We start from the raw sequence: 20,073 nt of genomic DNA on the forward strand, positions 1-20,073 counted from the left end.
AAATCTACGATACCATGAGATAACAGTCCTGAGTCAGCCCCTGTGGTAAATTCAACATTACAATCCCTATAAATAATAGTCAGGACTTAAGACTTAGCACAGGCTAAACGTCCCGCCACCGCTAACAGGACTCAGTACTGAGTTTCATGAATGGAGAGCCGACATGGAATTAATCAAGCGTATCCTGCGGGTGATTCGCGCTAATCTCAACAGTTTGATCGGCAGTGCAGAAGATCCAGAAAAGATTTTGGAGCAAACTGTGCTGGAGATGCAGGAAAATCTGGTGCGGTTGCGGCAGGGTGTAGCCCAAGCGATCGCTACCCAGAAACGCACTGAACGCCAAGCAGCGGCTGCCCAGTCTCAAACAGAAGAATGGTATCGCCGCGCCCAATTGGCCCTGCAACAAGCCAACGAACCTCTAGCACGCGAAGCTTTGACTAAGCGCCAAGCTTATAAAGAAACTACTACAGCCCTCTTTTCCCAGATAGAGCAGCAAAACGATATAGTAGCTAGGCTAAAAAAGGATATGCGATCGCTAGAGTTAAAAATTTCCGAGGCGAAAACAAAAAAAGATATGTATATTGCTCGCGCCCGTTCTGCCGAAGCGTCTTATCGCCTCCAGGAAATGCTTGGTGGAGTTTCTGCCACCAGCAGTCTGAGTGCTTTTGAGCGCATGGAAGAAAAAGTTTCGCAGATAGAAGCTAAATCAGAAGCAATAGCTCAACTCAGTAGCGACGACTTGGAAACACAATTTACTTCCTTGGAATCTACTAATAATGTGGATGCCGAATTGGCCGCGATGAAGGTGGAGGTTTTAAACGGGACAGAAAACATACAGCAGAACAATCTTCTCACCCAGGAGAACCAAAAGACAGCAGAGCCTACCCAACAGCAGTTACCCAAAACTCAGGACTCTTGAAGAAGTCATTTCCCCCTGCTCCCTGCCCCCTGCCTCTTGGTTGAAGTTCGGCTAATTACCCCACTTTGGAGATATCTTAAAAATTAAGAGTTGTTAGAAGCCACTGATTCAAACCGGAAAGATTACATTGAAATAGGTAGCTATTAAAAAGTTAAAAAGCTAACTGTCCAACAAAAAGCGTAAACCAAACAAGGAAAAACAAAGTTATGGGATTATTCGATCGCATTAAGCGAGTAGTTAGTTCTAACCTCAACGACCTGGTTAACAAAGCCGAAGACCCCGAAAAAATGCTAGAACAAGCCATCCTGGAAATGCAGGAAGACTTGGTGCAGCTGCGTCAGGGAGTAGCCCAAGCGATCGCCGCCCAAAAACGCAGTGAGAAACAGTACAATGATGCCCAAAATGAAATCAATAAGTGGCAACGCAATGCCCAACTGGCACTACAAAAAGGTGATGAGAACTTAGCACGGCAAGCTCTAGAGCGTAAAAAGACTTATACTGACACCAGTACTGCCCTCAAAGCTAGTTTAGATACGCAAAGCACGCAAGTTGAAACTCTCAAGCGCAATTTAATTCAGCTGGAAAGCAAAATTTCTGAGGCTAAGACCAAGAAAGAAATGCTTAAAGCCCGGATCACTACTGCCAAAGCCCAAGAGCAACTCCAAGGCATGGTGCGTGGGATGAATACCAGCAGTGCAATGTCTGCCTTCGAGCGGATGGAAGAAAAGGTCTTGATGCAAGAATCACGGGCCCAGGCACTAGGAGAGTTAGCAGGTGCAGATTTAGAAACCCAATTTGCCCAGTTGGAAGGTGGCAGCGATGTTGATGATGAATTGGCAGCCTTGAAAGCGCAAATGCTACCACCCGCTACTCCAGTAACTCAAGCCCAATTGCCACCGCAACAAGAAACCACTGCCCCTAATCCTAAATCTAATGAGGTGGTTGATGCCGAGTTGGATTCTCTACGCAAGCAATTGGATCAATTGTAAAATTGGTAGAAAACTTATTTGAGCTAGTCCCACGCCTGTTGGCTGTGGGATTTTACGTCATTAGTCAATAGTTAACAGTCAAAATAACTATGAATTATTGATGATGGACTATTGACTACTTTGGGATAAAGTATTGTGTGTGCCAACTTCGATCGCCACCTGATGGAGACTGCAATGAGTAAGGCTGTAATCACCATAACTGATGCTGAGTTTGAAACGGAAGTGTTAAAAGCTGAACAGCCTGTATTAGTTTACTTTTGGGCTTCCTGGTGTGGGCCTTGTCAACTGATGTCGCCCGCGATTAACTCTGCTGCTAGCGAATATAGCGATCGCCTCAAAGTCGTTAAAATGGAAATTGACCCCAACCCACTCACTGTTAAGCAGTACCAAGTGGAAGGTGTACCCGCCCTCAGATTATTTCAAGGCGAGGAAGTTTTGATCTCGACTGAAGGAGTCATCGGCAAAGATAAATTACTCGCTCTTTTAGATACACACTTAAATAGTAATTAGTCATTGGTCATTGGTCATTAGTCATTGGTCACTTGTACTGAGCGTTGCCCTAAAGCCTGCGGCATAGCTACGCTTAGGGCGCAGCCTCTTGTAGAGAAGTATTGGTCATTGGACAAAGGACAAATGACAAAGGACAAATGACAAATGACAAAGGACAAATGACTAACATGCAATTTGCAAAGCGTTTACAACCCCTGCAATCTAATGTATTTGCTGATATGGACAGAGCCAAGGCAGTCGCTTTGGCCGCTGGACAGCAAGTAATTGATTTGTCGTTGGGGTCTTCTGATTTACCAGCCGAGGCACATGTCATTGAGGCGATCGCCCAGTCTCTACACGATCGCAGTACCCACGGATATCTGTTGTTTAACGGTACCTTTGGGTTTCGGGAAGCCGCAGCCAACTGGTACGAACAAAAATTTGGTATCAAAGTCGATCCTCAAACTGAGGTACTACCTCTGATTGGTTCTCAAGAAGGCACCGCCCATTTACCTCTAGCCTTGCTAAATCCAGGAGATTTCGCCCTGTTGCTCGATCCAGGTTACCCCTCTCATGCTGGGGGAGTCTACCTAGCCAGCGGTCAAATCTACCCGATGCCAATACGGGCAGAAAACGATTTTTTACCAGTGTTTGCTGATATTCCTGCCCCAGTTTTGGCCCAGTCGCGGATGATGGTATTAAGTTACCCTCACAATCCCACCGCTGCGATCGCTCCTTTATCTTTCTTCCAAGAAGCTGTCGCCTTTTGTCAACAACACAATCTCGCCCTGGTTCACGATTTCCCCTACGTAGATTTGGTATTTCAGGAAACTGAGGAGTCGGCAGATTCTTCTCCCAATCCAAAATCCGTAGTCCCTTCAATTCTGCAAGCCGATCCAGAGAAAAGCGTCTCGATTGAATTTTTCACCCTTTCCAAGTCTTACAATATGGGCGGCTTCCGTATTGGCTACGCCATCGGTAATGCCGAGTTAATTCACGCCTTACGCCAGGTAAAAGCCGCTGTTGATTTTAATCAGTATCGGGGGATTTTGAATGGTGCGATCGCTGCTCTGACTGGCCCTCAAGTTGGGGTAAAATCTGCTGTTGCTACCTTTCAGCAGCGCCGTGATACTTTCATCAATGCTTTACACCGTATTGGGTGGAATGTTCCTACTCCCAAAGCCACAATGTACATTTGGGCAAAGTTACCCTCATCTTGGAGTCAAAACTCCATAGAATTTTGTACCCAACTTGTTAAACAAACTGGTGTAGCCGCTTCCCCTGGTGCTGGCTTTGGCAAATCTGGAGAAGGGTATGTCCGTTTTGCCTTGGTGCATGAGCCACCTTTGTTAGAAACTGCCGTGGAAAGAATGGCTAAGTTCCTTCATTAAATTTTTTCTCAAGCTAAACGCCAAGGATTTTTGGCTGCAAAGTCTATGAATGGAACACGCGGTAGAAGCGCAAATTTTTCATTGGTGTCAACTTAACGTGAAAGTTAGTAAGCGAGAATGGTTTGAGACATTGCCTCGTTTCTAGCCACTGGCTAGAAATGAGGCTTGAAAAGAGTTTGGGCTTAAGTTGACACTAATGCAGATTTTTGCGTCCCTACTAATCCCCGTATTGTACTGAACTAAAAAATATAACAACGTGTTTATTGCAACTATTCATTTTTAACTAAATATGTAATTAGACGTATAAAAATATCAAAACATTCTTCATTCTTTCATTGATAATCAGCAGGAACTTTACCCAATCAGGTCTCCCCGTTTCTTACACTGGGTTTGTGCGCTGAGATACCAGAGATGGCTAACAATGCAGGTCGCGTTTTTAAGCAGCCGTATTGCCAAAAAGCCTGTAGTCAAGACAGCCCAAGCCTAAAAACGGCAGTAGTTTAAAACTTAACTTCCAAACTAAGAGAGACTTGAAAACAATGAAAATGACTTTTAAGAAAGTTGTAATTGGTGCCTCAATGGCTATTGGTGTGAGCGCTCTTGCAACTTTACCAGCACAGGCTGGAACCCTCACCGGCGCTACTATTGGTGGAACAGCAGCCAGTGATTATTTACTCTATGATTCCAATGCTACAAATACCTTCAAAGTAGCAAATACTAGTGCAAATTTACAAAAAGTTCTAGATGGAAATGCCACAAATGCTACTGGAAATGTAGAGTTACGAGCTAGCAGTGAAGGAGCGGGTTTTGATTTCACCAAAAACACCAGCTTGACAGGGCAAATTGGTGGCAAAAATATTACTTTGAGCAGTCTAACAGAAACAGATTGGTTTAGTACTGGGTCAGGTATAAGTAAAACCTATGGAGCAAATAACTTTGCAAATACTTGGTTTAAGGAATTTGCTAACGCAGCTGGTCTAACAGCCAATACTATCCCTTTAGCCTATAATGCGTTTTTTAATATCAATGGTTTCCAACGCTCCAGCGACCCTAATATCTCTTATGTTAATCAAAATGACATCACTGGCGATATTAAAATTGGGTTAGCTGGTCACTTTAATGTAAAAGACTACTATGCTCCTCTATTAGGACCCATAGGTAGTCTTCTCAAAAATGGATTCCAAGCTAGTGAAGTTGTGAAAGTTACCTACAATGACAAGACTGATTTCCTTTACAGCTTTTCTGCTACGGCAAGTAACCTAAAAGAAGTTACTGATGGCAAGTCTCACAGTGGCAACTATGAAGTTAGCATCAAAGGTGTGCCTCCCGCAGCAGTTCCAGAACCATCAGTAATACTAGGTCTGTTGGGTGTTGCTGGTGTGTTTGCTACCCAACGCAAATTTAAAAAAGCATCTATTTAAGATTGCGGGTTCAAAACTACAAATAAGTAAGGGAGCTGTTAGCTCCCTTTTTTTATGAATATTTCCTTGCAGCTATAAGATAACTTAATCTTACATAATATACTTTTTCTAAAAATATTTGCAACAAATGAATCGCTTATAAGGGTCTACATCTGTATACCTCTACCAACGTGTTTGTAACTAAGATTTCGTGAAATAGTATTACCTATCCTCAGATCCAGTGAAAACTTTTCTAGAAAGGGTATTTACCATAGCGTTGGTTACAGTATATATTTAAGTATATTTACTCAAAGAACCTGGGCGATTCAATTTTTTTTAAAGCAGGGGTGTGTTTAAAACTATAACTTAATAAAAAGTTCGTAAAAAAAATCTTAATTTTTGATTAAATTATACTTAACGATACTATGATTTAAGTATTGTAGTGTAGATAAATTTAATTTCTTCATATCTTTGACTAGATTAGATAAGCCAAATTTCTATTCGTTTCACAGTTTAAATGCACTCCCGTTTTAGTTTATGGTAATAATTGTTGGCTTTTACTTAAGATAATCAGATAACAGGTAGCAATGACAGCACAATTATTCAATATAGATCAGCCATTGCAGTCAAACAAAGTTAAACGAATTTTACTAGTTGAAGACCATTATCTCAATCGGATGTTACTGAGTGACTATCTTAGTTATTGTGGGTACGATGTCCACAGCTTATCAGAAGGCTCTACTTTTTTCTCAACTATAGAAAAATTTGAGCCAGATTTAATGTTATTAGACTTGAAACTACCAGATATTGACGGTTATTCGCTCTTAAAACAAGTCCAGCAAAAACCTGATTTATCAAAAATACCTATCATTGTGGTTTCAGCCTTTGCTTTTAAAGCAGATCAAGAAAAAGCTCTGAGTTTGGGCGCACGCCGTTATTTTGTAAAACCTTTAAAACTGAAGGATCTCATCCTTACAATTGAAGAACAGTTTAACTGTGGCCACAGATAAACTTTTTTGCTAGGCGTGTATTTATTCTGCTTTTTGGTTAGCGATTAACTCTTCCACGCGCTCACTAAGATTTTGTATAGAACTGCCAATTTTTAAAATTTTCTGTTGGACTTGCGCTAACAACAAAACTGCTGTTTGCATCTCATTAAGAGTCTCAGCCATAGTCTCACGGTACTCGGCTTCAAAGTCTTGCAAATTCATAAGTTTACTTCTTGTCTAAAATCATTATAATAGCTATATTCTCAATCATAATCGTAAATTTCAATTACTAAATCCGTTAATTCGCTTAATATTATAAAATCTCTTATAAAGCCTAAATAGTGTTGATTAATAAATTATTTATCTGGCATTTATACAAGTAATATATAAACAGATTTTTTATTATTAAAATTCTAGATATAAAGTTAATAAAATCCAGTAATAAAATATTTTTATGTAAAATATAAAGTTTCAAATAATAAAGTATTTTTGATTTAAAAAGCAAAGTTCTTATTCTGACAGAAGCAGATGAGGACTAAGAGAGCATTTATCAAGTAAATATTAAGTAGTAGCGTGTCAAGACTAAATTGTTGCATTATGGTTTTCTTGTGGGATGGGCTTCTAGCCCCTCCGGGCGGGCAAGATGCCCACCCCACAAGAGCTAAATTTTATGCACTATTTTTAGTCTTGACACGCTACTACGGTAATTTTATTTTTACTTTATAAATCACCTTTAGGGCTGCGGCTAGACAAACTCTCGTCTGCTCTAAAGTTCTGATGCTTACAGCAAGTTGTCTGGCAAGTGTCTACAAAGTTTTCTTTGGGCGAACTAAAAGCCTACCTGACTTAAAAGTGCTGTTAGCGGATAGCTAAGGTTTAGCCCCTACTGACTAAAAAATATTAGTCCCCAGTCCCTCTTTTCTGTGTTCTGGTGTATGCAGTTAATCAGGGCTACTTTATATTTACTTGATAATTAGTCTGTGAAATCGGCACGAAAAAATAATTTTTCTTAAAATAGATAAAGATTACCTAATTTTGGTTGTGACACTATCTACTCAAATATTACCACTGCTTAAAGAACCAGAACGACTGGAAAACCGTCTAGCCGAAATTCCACCGGAACCGGGGGTTTATTTCATGCGGGACAAGAGCGATCGCATTATATATATAGGTAAATCACGTAAGTTGCGATCGCGTGTCCGTTCCTATTTCCGGGATGGCTACAACAAGAGTGAACGCATCGCCACGATGGTCAAGTTGGTGACCGAAATTGAATTCATTGTCACTGATACTGAAGCCGAAGCGCTAGCTCTAGAAGCTAATTTGATCAAGCAGCACCAGCCATACTTCAACGTCCTGCTCAAAGATGATAAAAAATATCCCTATCTCTGCATAACTTGGTCAGAAGATTATCCGCGAATTTTTATTACCCGTAAACGTCAATTCGGCAAAGAAAAGGATAAATTTTACGGGCCTTATACTGATGCTGGTTTATTGCGAGAAATTGTCCGCATCTGCAAGCGGATCTTCCCACAGCGACAACGGCCTCAACCACTTTTCAAAGACCGTCCTTGCTTGAATTTTGATTTAGGGCGCTGTCCAGGTGTGTGCCAACAAATGATTTCACCAGAAGAATATCGCAAAATTGTCCAAAAGATAGCGATGGTTTTTCAAGGTCGAACTCAGGAACTGATTGATATTTTGACCCAACAGATGAACTCAGCTGCTGAGAATTTGAATTTTGAGTCAGCGGCGCGGATTCGCGATCAAATTTCTGGGTTAAAGTCGCTGACAGCCGACCAAAAAGTTTCCTTACCAGATGATACAGTTTCGCGGGATGCGATCGCACTGGCAGCCGACGAACAGCACGCCTGCATTCAACTATTCCAGATTCGCGCTGGGCAATTGGTAGGACGTTTAGCGTTTGTGGCAGATGCTCAGGCAGAACCAGGAGCTATTTTACAACGAGCTTTAGAGGAACATTACCAAACTGCTGACTCGGTGGAAATACCCTTAGAGATTTTGGTACAACATGATTTACCAGATGGAGAGATATTGGCGGATGTTTTAACTCAACGTAAAGGCAAAAAAGTCACAATATTGACTCCTTTGCGGCAAACTAAGGCAGAATTAATTGAGATGGTAGAGCGAAATGCCCAGTATGAATTGCAAAGAATGCAAAAATTAGGCGATCGCAATCATCAAGCAATGCAAGATTTAGCTGCTATTCTCGATTTACCAGATGTACCCCACCGCATCGAAGGTTATGACATTTCCCATATTCAAGGGTCAAATGCTGTAGCTTCGCAAGTGGTATTTATCGACGGATTACCCGCTAAACAGCATTATCGCCACTACAAAATTAAAAATCCCACTGTAACAGCAGGACATTCAGATGATTTTGCCAGTCTTGCTGAAGTGATTCAGCGACGGTTCCGTAAATATGGCGTTGGGGAATCTGTAGCGTCAGACGACTCTACAAATCAGCAATTACCACGTTTGGGTAATCCTGACTGGCCTGATTTAATCATGATCGATGGTGGTAAAGGTCAGTTATCATCGGTTGTCGCCATCTTGCAAGAGATGAATTTATTAGAAGACTTGCGAGTTGTAAGTTTAGCAAAGCAGCGAGAAGAGATTTTTTTACCGGGAGAATCTAAACCTTTAGCAACTGACGCAGAACAACCAGGGGTACAGTTATTGCGGCGGCTACGCGATGAAGCACATCGGTTTGCAGTGAGTTTCCATCGTCAGCAGCGTAGTGATAAATTGAAGCGATCGCGTTTAGATGAAATTCCTGGCTTAGGACATCATCGACAAAAGCAGCTACTAGGACATTTTCGCTCAGTTGACTATATTCGGCAAGCAACAACCACACAACTCGCTGAAGTTCCAGGAATCGGCCCGCGTTTGGCTCAAGAAGTTTACGATTATTTTCATCCATCTTGATATGGGTGAAAAGCATATGACAGAAGTCTTTGAAATTTTCAATGGGTGAAGTTTAATTCCAAAGCAGCAGTATTATTCAGCATCTATGCTGTAGTATCGATTGTCAAAGGTTGCCGAATTTTTCTGTGCTTCCCTATAAAGCCAAAACATCAGGTAGATGCCAAAATATTGTTGTTTTTCTTTTTCTTTATAAGTCACAAATTTTTCAGCTTGTTGATATCGCTCTAACGCTTGCCGAAAGTTCTTTTTTGTCACTTTCTCTCCTAATGCTTGAGATAGCAATTGCCATAACGCAGACCCTACATCCTTCTTTATATAATCAAGGCAGTAGCCGCGATCGTTGGCAAACTGTTCGTATGTCTGATTTTCAGAAGATGCTTTTAACAAATCACTTTGTAAATCAGTCAAATGCCTTCCAGATGATTTCGATACTACTTTATCCGCAATAATTAATAACTCTTGAATGTTCATACGTCAAACTAATCTGATGAATTTTATGCAGATGATTAATTATCGAAAATTAAAGGGTTTAAGACCCCTTATGATAAATAGAGCCATTGCCTTGCCAGGAGTTGTCTGAGCTAAGGTTTACGACGCTCGTTTTTCTTGAAATTAAATAGGAGCAGATAAAATTCATTAACTTGAAATCTTTATCAAGTATTATCTCCTTAAGTATTTATAATGATACCGTAGTATTAACTAATTTATCCGGAAGTTTATTCGATCTTTAAAAAATTTGTTTCTATTCACTAACTTTTCAAAAAGTTTATTTGAGCTTTATTTTATCTTTAAAGTTTTCTCCTCATTGCTTTAAAAACTTTGCTTATTCTTTAGCTGAAATCAATAGCTAGTACCGCAATTCTTCAAGATCCTGCGTGTAGCTTGCTTCTTTTTTCGCGCAGCCTCACGTAGGAAATGAGTACGTACAATTAAAAATTCGCAATGCTTACGATCGGAACATCTTGACTGTTTTGGATCGTAGCTTTATTTCTGCCATGCTGTACTAATTAGAAAACAATAGATCCAAGTTGAAGAACTTGACTAAAAGCTTGATATAAGAATGTTATTTGATTTTTGAAAATCCAGGCTAGTAAAAGCTTTACTTAAACCAAGTTTAAAATCTCAGTCCACCAGCAGAAATAAAGCTGTAATCCTATATCCGGTTTATGAATCTTAATTTTTGCCAATTTCCCACTTAATCCCACAAAACCCCCCTCGTGTTTTTTTTAGATCGTTGGGAATATTGATTTGTGATAAATAACAAACAGTACAAGGTCGGAAAGCTCAACACTTGAAAGAATAAATCAAGTGACAAATACTACATATAACAATGTTACTTATTCTTGTTTTAATCAGGTAGAACACCTAATTAGTAAAGCAAGTAGACCAGCATAAAAATTTGTCGTTGGGATAAGGCACGAAGTAGGAGGTAGGAGGCAAGAAGAAAGACAGTTTTACCTGAATTTATCTTTCTTCACAGAGTTTGGTTTTATTCTGCCAACTTACTTAATCCTTGACTCTTAACATCCTTCCTTTGCAATATCTAGAAAACTTCAAATGTTTAAAAAAGCTCTACAACTATTCATTAACCATTGCTTACTGTGTCTACTCGGAGTAGTTAGCATAAATCTCAAAGTCCAAGCACAGTCTGTCACTAACTCTGTTAATTCTCAATCTCAGCCTAATCAAGAGCAGACTCTTGATAACCAACAACGGAACTCTGCTGCAATTAATCAAACAGGAGTTTATAACCTTGGTGAATCGGCTACTTATAAGATTCAAGGGGTAGCTGGAATAAATGTTGTGTGCCCGCGACCATCTTTAATATTAGGGACTGCTTTGAGTTCCTATGACGGTGTTAGTTTGTCTAACAACGCTTCTTATGCTGTGAATGCTGCTATAGTTTTCCCTCTGGGCGGAAGCTTAGAGAGTACTTGCAAGCGAATGGCTGAAACTATTGGCCGTAAGACTGAATATGATGTAGAGATTATCAATGCTCGTGCCTGTGCTGAACTAATCAGCGCTGGTATCCAACTAAGCCCCGACAGCTTTCCTACTATTTCTGCTGTCTGTAAAGGGGTTGCTATAAACAGAAATAATACAAATGAACCTAACAAAGTTCCTAAGTTTCAGTCTCAAGAATTACCTAAAAACGAGGCTGAAAAAGACAACTAATTAATAACGAGGATAAACTCATGAAAAAAGTTTTTGGTTTTGCTATTCTTGCTACCTTCTTAGCTACCCCTGCTTTTGCTGGTGAAACATTTGTGCGTAACGAAGATTCATGGAGTAACAGCGTAACAAAGACCGATTTAACACTTGACTCTAAGACTTTTTCGCAACGGAACGAAAAATATAGTTCTTGGGCTGACAAGGTTGATGTCGATGGTGATATTAATATCAGCGATGAATTAGATGGTGGTACAACACTTTTCTTTGATAAATTTACCATTTATAACGCAGGTAGCGAGCTGTATGGTAAATATAGTGAAACTAATTGGACTAACCTTGGTGGTAGTATTGAAACTACAACTAACGCCTATACCGATTCTCACGAAACCTCCGCAGGTGTTCGCTAGTTCTTAATAGTACTTGATGCAATTTGATAAAATTCTAGGGTGGTTAATCCACTCTAGTAGTTCTTTTAGTTCCTTTGGCTAGATTTGTTTATCTGACAAAGGGAACTAATTTATAATGAGGACAAAGTAATGAAGAAAGTTGTCGGTTTAGCTATTCTTGCTACTTTGTTTGCTAGCCCTGCTTTAGCAGGTGAAACTTTTGTTTTGAACCAGTGGACAATTCAGCAAAGCAGAACAGAGACTAATACAAACATCGATACTGTAAGCAATTCAAATCGCACTCAAGATTACAGTTCTTCGTCTGACAAGATGTACATTGATGGTACGGTTGAAACCGAAGACAACAACGGTAAAGTTGGAAAATCTTTCAAACATTTTACTGTTCATAAAGCTGGATCTGAACTAAATGGTAGTTTTCACGAAGAGATGACAACTAGAGTATGGGGTACAATCAATACTATTATTAATTCATACACCACCTCCCACGAAAGCAGTGCAGGTATTCGTTAGGCAGTACCCCGCTTGATATAATCAAAAAAAATTGTAGGGTGGAATAACCGCCCTTTTTTTATGAAATATTCAATATTTTTAGCTGTTGTTTTATTGGCATGGATTGCATTTAAATATTCTCCTAGAGTTCTATATCTGAATCAGATGCCTATCTTTTCTACGAATTCTATGTTCAAAGTCTTTAATCAAAATCCCTATAATAATATACAAATTCAACAGAGAAATTTGTCGTCTGAAATCAGAGAAAATTTATATAACTCTATATCTCCAGGCATGTCTTATGATGAAGTTCGTTCCATTATAGGCTGGGATGGGATCTTGATTTATGAAAACAATATCGATTCCCCTGACGGACAAATACATGAGAAGTTTTACCAGTGGAACGATGGAGATGTTTATTTGAGTGATTACGAATCTCAAAGAGCTGATGTTATCAATCCATACTGGAGTGTCACACTTAGATTTCAAAACAATATCCTCATCAATAAACCATCTTTTAACCTACAACCTTAGAGAAGCGATCGCCAATACCAGCAGTATAAACACTTAGCGATCGCTGATTGATGGTACTCACCAACGGTTCGGTATATTTAGAAACACTACATTGCTAATCTGTTGCAGAAAATATTCTTGCACAGTCAAAACCCGATTGATAATTTCATCCCTTGCTAGGTTGCGTTTGTAACCCCCTTTAGCAGTAGCGCAAAAAATCACACACCAAGAGAATTTTGAGCGGCTCTTGAAGCTCTGAACCGAGCGAACAAAGCCGTAGCTATAGAAGCTCGCTACTTGGAATTAAGTTATTTCACCAGAACTTAATCTCATAAATCTTGTTGGCAAATATTAACTAAATCTTAAGATAGAGATTTTGTTACTAAATATACAGTAATTTACAGGTTTTAATTTTTGAATACAAGAACGGGTTTTTTTGTTGTCGTCTGAAATGACTATAAATAAGGCTCTCTCAAGGTATTACTCATAGGGATCAGTAAATCTCTAAGCAGCAATTAATTTAAAAAGAATTTATGTATCTAAAGTGGGAGGGTAAAATCACCTAAGTTTTAGGATAATACAATAGAGATATGGAAAAGTTTTCAAATCTGAAATTTTGTTTAAAATAATCAGCCAATATTACAGCAGTTTGTTAAGTTGGGTCGAACCAGAATTTTTCCTGGTTTAACTTATAGCTTTACCAAATAAAAATTAAGTACAACCAGGGGTTTTAAAATGCAGTTAGTACAACAGATTTACTGCCCAAATTGTGGTAGTCACGCGGAGCGTTATTATATTTTTGATAGTCAATTAACTCGAACACAATGCCCAAGTTGTGACTACTTGATGATTAGTTGCACTCGCACTGGCAAAGTGATTGAGGCTTATGCCCCTGGCATTCACGCACATCGGTAGATAATAAAAAAAAATTAAAAATTGGAGAATGTTTTCTCTAATTTTTAATCATAAGGTTATTTAACAGAGATTTTAAACACTTCACAGGTTGTTTTTCTGTTGCCTAAATTGTTGTTGTAGTCTCTGTTGTTGTAATCTCAATTCTTGCTGTTGTCTAATTTGTTGATCTTGTCTAAGTTGTTGCTGTTGTATTCTCAGCTGTTGCTGTCGCGTAAAATTTTGCCATTGTTGTGTAAGGTCTTGCTGTTGTAGTCTCAGCTGTTGCTGACGTCTAAGTTCTTCTTGTTGTTGTGAAAATTGTTGCTGTTGTATTCTCAGCTGTTGTTGTAGTTGTGGTTGTGGAAGGTTTTGCCGTAGCCATGTTTCGTTCATTTGCTCTTGTGTTCGCTGAATTTGCTCCTCTTGTTGTTGTCTCATTCTTTCTTGAAAGGACTCGCGTTGCAGAGGATTCGGCTGAATTATTTCTCCATAGGCAGGAGAATTCATGGGCAAAGCTTTTGCAAGAACAATCACTACTAGCGATAGTTTAAGCATTGATGAGCGATTCAACATACAGTTATTTGGTCAATTGCTATAGGTTGGGTTGAGCGATCGCTACCCTTAAGATAACAATTTCTAGCGCTGCCTTGTTGTAGTAATTACCAGCCTTCAGAGCTTGAGGATACTGATACAGAATCTAAATAATTACCACTAGATAGGGTCAATTTTTCATATAAGTTAAGTTGTCAGAGTCTTCCTAGCCGCTCCCACAACTGTTATATTTGTAAGTTCTACAGTAAAAATACTTAAGAGCGATCGCTTGCTGCTGGTTAAAGATGTGAGCGATGATTTTACTTATGACAACTGCTGAACTTTCTCGCTCGAAGTCCAGCTATGTGTGAGATAAAAGTAATTAAATTTACTAAGCGCAAAAAGTTTAATTCTTACTTGCTCTCAATTGCCCGCAAGCAGCATCGGCTTCTAAACCACGGGAATAACGGACGCTAACAGCAGTATTTTGCTGCTTGAGGACGTTGACAAATGCTTGAATGCGATCGCGGTTGGGGCGTTTGTAGTCTACTTCTTGGATGGGATTATAAGGAATCAAATTCACATGACTTTGGAATCCTCGCAGGCATTTTGAAAGTTCCAATGCATGTTCTGGTAAATCGTTGACACCAGCCAGGAGAACGTACTCAAAGGTAACGCGGCGTCCAGTGATTTCTACATATTCTCGACATTCAGCCAGCAAATCTTCTAGAGGATAGGCGCGGGCGCTGGGGATGAGTTTTTCCCGCAGTGCTTGGTTGGGTGCGTGCAGACTCACAGCCAGAGTGATTTGCAAATGGTTTTGCGCGAACTGACGGATGCGATCGCGAATACCAACTGTTGAAACTGTAAGCGATCGCTGCCCTATACCGACATCTTGATTGAGGGATTTCAGGGCCGCTAGGACATTCTCAGTATTCAACAACGGTTCGCCCAGCCCCATAAACACGACATTGCTAACCCGTTGCTGAAAATCTTCCTGCACAGTTAACACCTGATCGACAATTTCGTGCCGTGCTAGGTTGCGCTTGTAGCCTCCCTTACCAGTAGCGCAGAAATCACACGCCATTGGGCAACCCACCTGAGTAGAGACGCAAACTGTCAAACGGGATTTTGGGCCTTCTCCCCCTTCCGCGAAGGTGGGAATGCCAACAGTTTCAATAATTTGCCCGTCTGTTAATCGTAAAAGATATTTGACTGTGCCATCGGGAGCCTCAGAGCGGTAGTGTAAAATTGAGCGCCCAATCGGGATTTCTGCTAATTCTGCACGCCATTGCTTGGGGAAGACAGAAATATCAGCTAGCGATCGCACTCCCTTGTCATAGATCCATTCATGCAGCTGCTTTGCTCTGTAAGCAGGTTGTCCCTGTTGCTGCACCCAAGTGGTTAACTCCGCAAGAGAAGCGCCGAGAAGGGGAGGAATTAATTCTGATTTTTCTGGGTTGTGTAACTCAACTTGAGATACAAGAGGCGTAGCAGACATAAAAAATCAACAGTTGATGTAGGATCTCTATCCTACACCTGCCAGATTAACTTAGACTTAACCAAAGAAGATGGGAAATTACCCAAAGGTTGTGCCGTTCCAGCCCCACATCGCACCCTTAGCATCTGCAAACTCTATGTAAATGCGATTTTTAGGCACACCTAGAGTTTGGTTAATCTGTTGGCAAAATTCCTGACTCATTGCTGCGGTTTGGTCTGGCTTCATTGTGCCAATACTCTTAATTTCAATGTAGCAAACCGGGTCTGTATTCCCTGCAAAAGTCATGGGGATTCCCGGTTCAAAAGCAGTCATTACATAGGATTCTGGTTTTCCCAAATGTTTCGCTAACTTGGCTGACAGGTTTAAAAGCATTGACTCAATTTCAGCTTTTTGAGGAGCAGATGCAGAAGTTTGCACTTTAATTAATGGCATAGTACCGAATTGCAATTTGGGATTTTATTACACTGTTAAGTTTATCGAAATGCAGAGTACAGTTTAATATTCTAAAAGTTTTTGCTAATAAAAATTTAAGGGTATTTTTTCCCTAGTTGCAGCTTTTTTCATACTACTGCCAATAACGCTAACTTTAAAAGTTATACCTGACTTTTTAGGCAACCATCCTATTTCCATAGCTTGTTTTATCCATAACGCTACGTCTTTTGGTGTTACTGCGGTTATTTCATACCTTGGCTCAATTCTCCAAGCCCGAACCTCTCCTAATGCATCTTGAGGTTGTATTGGCACTAGTTCGCTATTAATGAGGCTGTATCCCTGTGGATGAAACCTATCAGTAAGAATCGCTAATACTGAGCCAGCCTCAGTAGCGTGTTCTACGGCAACATGGAGATGTCCCTCAGGATAGTCTGCTTGAGAGTTAGTAGCTTGCCTTCGGATTAGCCAGATGAATGGTTCTCCATCAACTATTATTTTTCTGGTACCTTTTTTCGGTATTGACATCTCTGTTGCTATATTTCTTGGACTACTCTGAGCGAAATAGGTGACTATGTTCGGGATGATATAAACGCGATCGCCCTGTTGCTGCCGAGAGGGCTGGACTGATTATATAAAGTGTAGTACGAATTAGTTTTTCTTTATGAGTGCAGTCTGCCATTTGATTTAGAGGGACAACCCTGATTTTTTCATCGGGCCATCCGATGCGAAAGCAAATTGCAATGGGGGTTTCGACTGGATAGTGTTCGAGTAGTTTTGCTTGGGCATTTTCGACGTGACGCGCACTCAAATACAGGCAGAGACTAGCCTGATGTGCCGCGAGAGAGGCTAATTCTTCAGCGGCAGGGACTTCTGTACGTCCGCTGATCCGGGTCAAAATGATAGTTTGGACTAAACCAGGGACAGTCAGTTCTACTTTAAGTTTGGCAGCAGCGGCTTGAAAGGCGCTGATACCTGGGATGACTTCAAAAGGAATATTTGCCTCTGCAAGGAGCTGCATTTGCTCGTGGATGGCACTGTAGAGACTAGGATCGCCAGAATGCAGACGGACTAGAGATTTGTGCTGCGATCGCACTCTATCGATCGTAATCGCCAAAATCTCTTCTAAAGTCAGATTCGCAGTTCTAATTATCTCCGCATCTTCTCGGCAAAGTTCTAAAATCTGTTCGGGTACTAAAGAATCAGCAAATAAAATCACATCAGCAACAGCCAGTAGTTTCTGTGCCTTAACCGTTAATAAATCAGGATCTCCAGGGCCTGCTCCCACAATATACACAGATGGTTCTACAGCATATAGTGTTTTTTTATAGCTCCACTTTTCTGTATATTCACTTCTAAAAGAACACACGGCAATCCCTCAAAAAATCTTTTTGATAAATTCTTCAGTATCTTTCCGGATTCACCCTCTTTCCCTAGTAGAGAGTAATGGTAGATGCACCCTGGTTAAGCCCTAGAGAATACTCTGGGGCATTTTTTATTTTTTATTCATTGGGAATTGGGAATTGAGAATTGGGCATTAGTTATTCTTTCTCCCCCAGCCTCCCCTGCTCCCCCAGGTTCCTCATCCCCTCATCTCCCCATTTCCCTTCGGAGTAGGAACTACATCGGGTAAAGGGCGCTTGAGTAAATAAAGCCAAGCTAATCCAACTAATCCCAATAAAATTCCTAAACTACTGACTACTTGTGCCATTTTTAACGGCCCCAGCATTAAGCTATCAGTGCGAAAGCCTTCGATCCACAAGCGTCCTAAGCTGTAGGCTGGCCAGTAAACTAGAAACAGCGTACCTACCTTCAAGCGTGGCTTACCAGATAAAGACCGGAAAAACAACGTTATTAATAGCGTAAACACCATTAAATCCCACAGAGATTCGTAGAGAAAGGTGGGATGAAAGTAATCGGAACTAACATATTCTAGAGGACGATGGTCTGGTGGAATATACAATTTCCAAGGTAAATCAGTCGGATCGCCAAAAGCTTCAGAATTAAAGAAATTGCCCCAACGCCCGATCGCCTGCCCTAAAATCAGCGAAGGCGCGACTAAATCTGCCAGTTGCCAGAAAGAAACCTGCTTGATTTTGGCAAAGATTAACGCAGCCAAAACGCCACCAAGAATCGCTCCGTGAATGGCAATACCTCCTTCCCAGATAGCAAAGATTTTTCCTGGAGTCGGCGCATATTTTGACCATTCAAACAAAACGTAATATAGCCGTGCGCCAGGAATTGCCCCAATCAACAACCAAAAGAATAAATCGCCTAACAACTCAGGATTAACATTACGGCGCTTTGCCAATTCTTGGGAAAGGATGACGCCAATTAACACTGCTGTGGCAATTAATAAGCCATACCAGCGGATAGCTAGTGGCCCTATTTTCACCAGAATCGGTCCTGGAGAAGTAAATTGAAACGCCAAGGGCAAGGTGGAAAAATCCAGTGCCATGAAAAATTACCTAGAATAGTTCGTTAACTACCCACGCACTTTGCTAAGTACGGAGTTTCTTAAGTCTCGAATACTGGAACTACACTTAAATCTTCCACAACATTGTGAGAACATAGGTAAAAATCCAGTATCCATATTTAGGAGTCTAGTTCCTAACGCTTAGTTGAGCATAACTTGTGCCACTAAAACAATTGAGTTTAACATCCTTACTCAGAGCGCAAGATGGTAGATTTGAGTAAGTTACACAAAACGGTTTCGATATAATCACCTAAACAACTTTGATATATTTAAAATTGTGATTGCTATTTATCCAGGTAGCTTCGACCCCATCACCTTGGGACACCTTGACCTTATCCAGCGCGGTAGTCGGCTGTTTGAGCGGGTGATTGTCGCTGTACTACGGAACCCCAACAAAATGCCACTTTTTAGTGTGCAGCAACGGCTAGATCAGATTAGTCATTCTACACAACATCTACCTAATGTAGAAGTAGACAGCTTTGATGGTCTTACCGTCAACTATGCTCAAATGCAACAAGCACAAGTTTTGATCCGGGGTTTACGGGCTGTGTCAGATTTTGAAGTGGAACTGCAAATGGCTCACACCAATAAAACTCTTTCTACCCAAATAGAAACAGTTTTTCTCGCAACCTCAAATGAGTATAGTTTTTTAAGTAGTAGTGTGGTAAAAGAGATTGCAAGGTTTGGTGGCTCTATCGATCATCTCGTTCCCCCACACATTGCCCTAGATATATACCAATGCTACAATCAGAAATCTCCAATGTTGAACCCAATCTCAACGGAAGCAATCCCCCCCCTCAAGAGTATCTCGGTGGAGAGGGAAGCATAGATATTCAGCAGGAACTCAACCGCCTAGAGGAAATGGTTCTCTCTAGTCTCAGGATTCCGCTGACAGGACGCACACTCATAGATGAAGAAAAGCTGCTCGATCAGCTTGATTACATCCGGCTTGCCTTGCCATCACTTTTTCAAGAAGCAGCAGTGATTCTGGAACAAAAGGAAGGAATTCTGCTGGAAGCGGAAGAGTATGGGCAGCAGATTGTTGAGGCCGCGCAAGCGAAAAGAGCGCAAATTTTAGCTGAAAGCAATATTATTCAACAGGCAGAACAAGAAGCCGAACAACTGCGGCGACAAGTGCAACAAGAGTGTGAGGGAATAATGCAAGAAACCCTCGCCGAGATTGACCGCAAGCGGTATGCTTGTCAGCAAGAGTTAGAGCAAATACGACAAACTGCGATCGCTCACGCTCAAGAAATTGAAGATGGTGCTGATGCATATGCCGATGGCGTCCTGGAAAATATTGAGCAGGATCTCAAAGATATGTTGCGAATTATCACCAACGGACGGCAACAATTACAAATTGATAACCTCACTCAGCGCAATTCACCCCCTGGCAAAAAAAGATAGAGGTTCTAGCGAGAGATGAGGAGAAATTATCGGTTGGGTTAAGCAATAGCGAAACCCAACAATTTTCATTAGTTAAGACTTTTGGGGAAGCTACCTGGTAATAGATTTAAAATTTTGGCTTGTAATTA

22 protein-coding genes and 1 pseudogene are annotated in these 20,073 nt (G+C 40.7%); 14 read left to right on the plus strand and 9 right to left on the minus strand.

The features are described from left to right. Positions 1 to 163: 163 nt before the first annotated feature. The 6 genes from V7L01_RS20360 to V7L01_RS20385 all read left to right on the plus strand — a co-directional run bounded on the left by V7L01_RS20360 (position 164) and on the right by V7L01_RS20385 (position 6,198). Positions 164 to 919 carry a PspA/IM30 family protein gene (locus tag V7L01_RS20360; protein ID WP_335037821.1) on the plus strand — a complete coding sequence of 252 codons (756 nt, stop codon included), beginning with the start codon at positions 164 to 166 and terminating at the stop codon, positions 917 to 919. A gap of 206 nt (positions 920 to 1,125) precedes the next feature. Beyond that, positions 1,126 to 1,908 (plus strand): PspA/IM30 family protein, encoded by a 783-nt coding sequence (locus V7L01_RS20365; RefSeq protein ID WP_292741268.1) that lies wholly within the window; start codon positions 1,126 to 1,128, stop codon positions 1,906 to 1,908. Positions 1,909 to 2,082: 174 nt separating this feature from the next. After that, on the plus strand, positions 2,083 to 2,418 hold the full coding sequence (locus V7L01_RS20370; protein ID WP_335037823.1) for a thioredoxin family protein: 336 nt from the start codon (positions 2,083 to 2,085) through the stop codon (positions 2,416 to 2,418). Positions 2,419 to 2,576: 158 nt separating this feature from the next. Next, complete coding sequence (locus V7L01_RS20375; protein WP_335037825.1) at positions 2,577 to 3,788, plus strand: LL-diaminopimelate aminotransferase; 1,212 nt, start codon at positions 2,577 to 2,579, stop codon at positions 3,786 to 3,788. Positions 3,789 to 4,327: 539 nt separating this feature from the next. Further along, positions 4,328 to 5,209 carry an NF038130 family PEP-CTERM protein gene (locus V7L01_RS20380; protein ID WP_335037827.1) on the plus strand — a complete coding sequence of 294 codons (882 nt, stop codon included), beginning with the start codon at positions 4,328 to 4,330 and terminating at the stop codon, positions 5,207 to 5,209. Between the two features lie 566 nt (positions 5,210 to 5,775). After that, complete coding sequence (locus V7L01_RS20385; protein WP_335037829.1) at positions 5,776 to 6,198, plus strand: response regulator; 423 nt, start codon at positions 5,776 to 5,778, stop codon at positions 6,196 to 6,198. Positions 6,199 to 6,219: 21 nt separating this feature from the next. Here the strand turns inward: V7L01_RS20385 and V7L01_RS20390 are convergent, their stop codons facing one another. Beyond that, on the minus strand, positions 6,220 to 6,399 hold the full coding sequence (locus V7L01_RS20390) for a hypothetical protein (protein ID WP_335037831.1): 180 nt from the start codon (positions 6,397 to 6,399) through the stop codon (positions 6,220 to 6,222). Between the two features lie 819 nt (positions 6,400 to 7,218). Here V7L01_RS20390 and uvrC point away from each other — a divergent pair. Beyond that, the gene (uvrC, locus tag V7L01_RS20395) at positions 7,219 to 9,126 is read left to right on the plus strand and encodes an excinuclease ABC subunit UvrC (protein WP_335037833.1); all 1,908 of its coding nucleotides are present in this window, start codon (positions 7,219 to 7,221) and stop codon (positions 9,124 to 9,126) included. A 72-nt stretch (positions 9,127 to 9,198) separates the two neighbouring features. Here uvrC and V7L01_RS20400 read toward each other — a convergent pair whose 3' ends face one another. Then, complete coding sequence (locus tag V7L01_RS20400; protein ID WP_335037834.1) at positions 9,199 to 9,597, minus strand: hypothetical protein; 399 nt, start codon at positions 9,595 to 9,597, stop codon at positions 9,199 to 9,201. A 1,086-nt stretch (positions 9,598 to 10,683) separates the two neighbouring features. Between V7L01_RS20400 and V7L01_RS20405 the strand changes: the two genes are divergently transcribed. From V7L01_RS20405 to V7L01_RS20420, 4 genes are all read left to right on the plus strand, one after another. Continuing rightward, positions 10,684 to 11,301: a hypothetical protein gene (locus tag V7L01_RS20405; RefSeq protein WP_335037837.1), complete on the plus strand. Its 618-nt coding sequence runs from the start codon at positions 10,684 to 10,686 to the stop codon at positions 11,299 to 11,301. 20 nt (positions 11,302 to 11,321) lie between these two features. Then, positions 11,322 to 11,705: a hypothetical protein gene (locus V7L01_RS20410; RefSeq protein ID WP_335037839.1), complete on the plus strand. Its 384-nt coding sequence runs from the start codon at positions 11,322 to 11,324 to the stop codon at positions 11,703 to 11,705. Between the two features lie 129 nt (positions 11,706 to 11,834). Next, positions 11,835 to 12,215 carry a hypothetical protein gene (locus tag V7L01_RS20415; protein ID WP_335037841.1) on the plus strand — a complete coding sequence of 127 codons (381 nt, stop codon included), beginning with the start codon at positions 11,835 to 11,837 and terminating at the stop codon, positions 12,213 to 12,215. Between the two features lie 60 nt (positions 12,216 to 12,275). After that, positions 12,276 to 12,728 (plus strand): hypothetical protein, encoded by a 453-nt coding sequence (locus tag V7L01_RS20420; protein ID WP_335037844.1) that lies wholly within the window; start codon positions 12,276 to 12,278, stop codon positions 12,726 to 12,728. A 4-nt stretch (positions 12,729 to 12,732) separates the two neighbouring features. On the opposite strand, the pseudogene V7L01_RS20425 reads toward V7L01_RS20420, so the two are convergent. Further along, positions 12,733 to 12,923 (minus strand): annotated as a pseudogene (locus tag V7L01_RS20425) (23S rRNA (adenine(2503)-C(2))-methyltransferase RlmN); the annotation flags it as partial. A 519-nt stretch (positions 12,924 to 13,442) separates the two neighbouring features. Here V7L01_RS20425 and V7L01_RS20430 point away from each other — a divergent pair. Continuing rightward, complete coding sequence (locus tag V7L01_RS20430) at positions 13,443 to 13,622, plus strand: replication restart DNA helicase PriA (protein ID WP_335037846.1); 180 nt, start codon at positions 13,443 to 13,445, stop codon at positions 13,620 to 13,622. Positions 13,623 to 13,703: 81 nt separating this feature from the next. Here V7L01_RS20430 and V7L01_RS20435 read toward each other — a convergent pair whose 3' ends face one another. The 6 genes from V7L01_RS20435 to lgt all read right to left on the minus strand — a co-directional run bounded on the left by V7L01_RS20435 (position 13,704) and on the right by lgt (position 18,520). Further along, positions 13,704 to 14,174, minus strand: coding sequence for a hypothetical protein (locus V7L01_RS20435; protein WP_335037848.1), 471 nt, complete (start codon positions 14,172 to 14,174; stop codon positions 13,704 to 13,706). Positions 14,175 to 14,538: 364 nt separating this feature from the next. Then, positions 14,539 to 15,633, minus strand: a complete 1,095-nt coding sequence (rlmN, locus tag V7L01_RS20440; RefSeq protein ID WP_335037850.1) for a 23S rRNA (adenine(2503)-C(2))-methyltransferase RlmN — start codon at positions 15,631 to 15,633, stop codon at positions 14,539 to 14,541. Between the two features lie 78 nt (positions 15,634 to 15,711). After that, on the minus strand, positions 15,712 to 16,065 hold the full coding sequence (locus V7L01_RS20445; RefSeq protein WP_335037852.1) for a phenylpyruvate tautomerase MIF-related protein: 354 nt from the start codon (positions 16,063 to 16,065) through the stop codon (positions 15,712 to 15,714). A gap of 84 nt (positions 16,066 to 16,149) precedes the next feature. Next, complete coding sequence (locus V7L01_RS20450; protein ID WP_335037854.1) at positions 16,150 to 16,590, minus strand: hypothetical protein; 441 nt, start codon at positions 16,588 to 16,590, stop codon at positions 16,150 to 16,152. A 22-nt stretch (positions 16,591 to 16,612) separates the two neighbouring features. Further along, positions 16,613 to 17,431 (minus strand): precorrin-4 C(11)-methyltransferase, encoded by an 819-nt coding sequence (gene cobM / locus V7L01_RS20455; protein WP_335037855.1) that lies wholly within the window; start codon positions 17,429 to 17,431, stop codon positions 16,613 to 16,615. A 213-nt stretch (positions 17,432 to 17,644) separates the two neighbouring features. Next, positions 17,645 to 18,520: a prolipoprotein diacylglyceryl transferase gene (lgt, locus tag V7L01_RS20460; protein ID WP_335037857.1), complete on the minus strand. Its 876-nt coding sequence runs from the start codon at positions 18,518 to 18,520 to the stop codon at positions 17,645 to 17,647. Between the two features lie 295 nt (positions 18,521 to 18,815). Here lgt and coaD point away from each other — a divergent pair, with 295 nt between their 5' ends. Next, on the plus strand, positions 18,816 to 19,367 hold the full coding sequence (gene coaD, locus V7L01_RS20465; protein WP_335037859.1) for a pantetheine-phosphate adenylyltransferase: 552 nt from the start codon (positions 18,816 to 18,818) through the stop codon (positions 19,365 to 19,367). After that, positions 19,277 to 19,945 (plus strand): DivIVA domain-containing protein, encoded by a 669-nt coding sequence (locus V7L01_RS20470; protein ID WP_335037862.1) that lies wholly within the window; start codon positions 19,277 to 19,279, stop codon positions 19,943 to 19,945. The genes coaD and V7L01_RS20470 overlap by 91 nt, the downstream gene beginning before the upstream one ends. The last annotated feature ends 128 nt before the right edge of the window (positions 19,946 to 20,073 follow it).

The organism is Nostoc sp. (genome assembly GCF_036917095.1).
In the GTDB taxonomy this organism is placed as follows: domain Bacteria; phylum Cyanobacteriota; class Cyanobacteriia; order Cyanobacteriales; family Nostocaceae; genus Nostoc.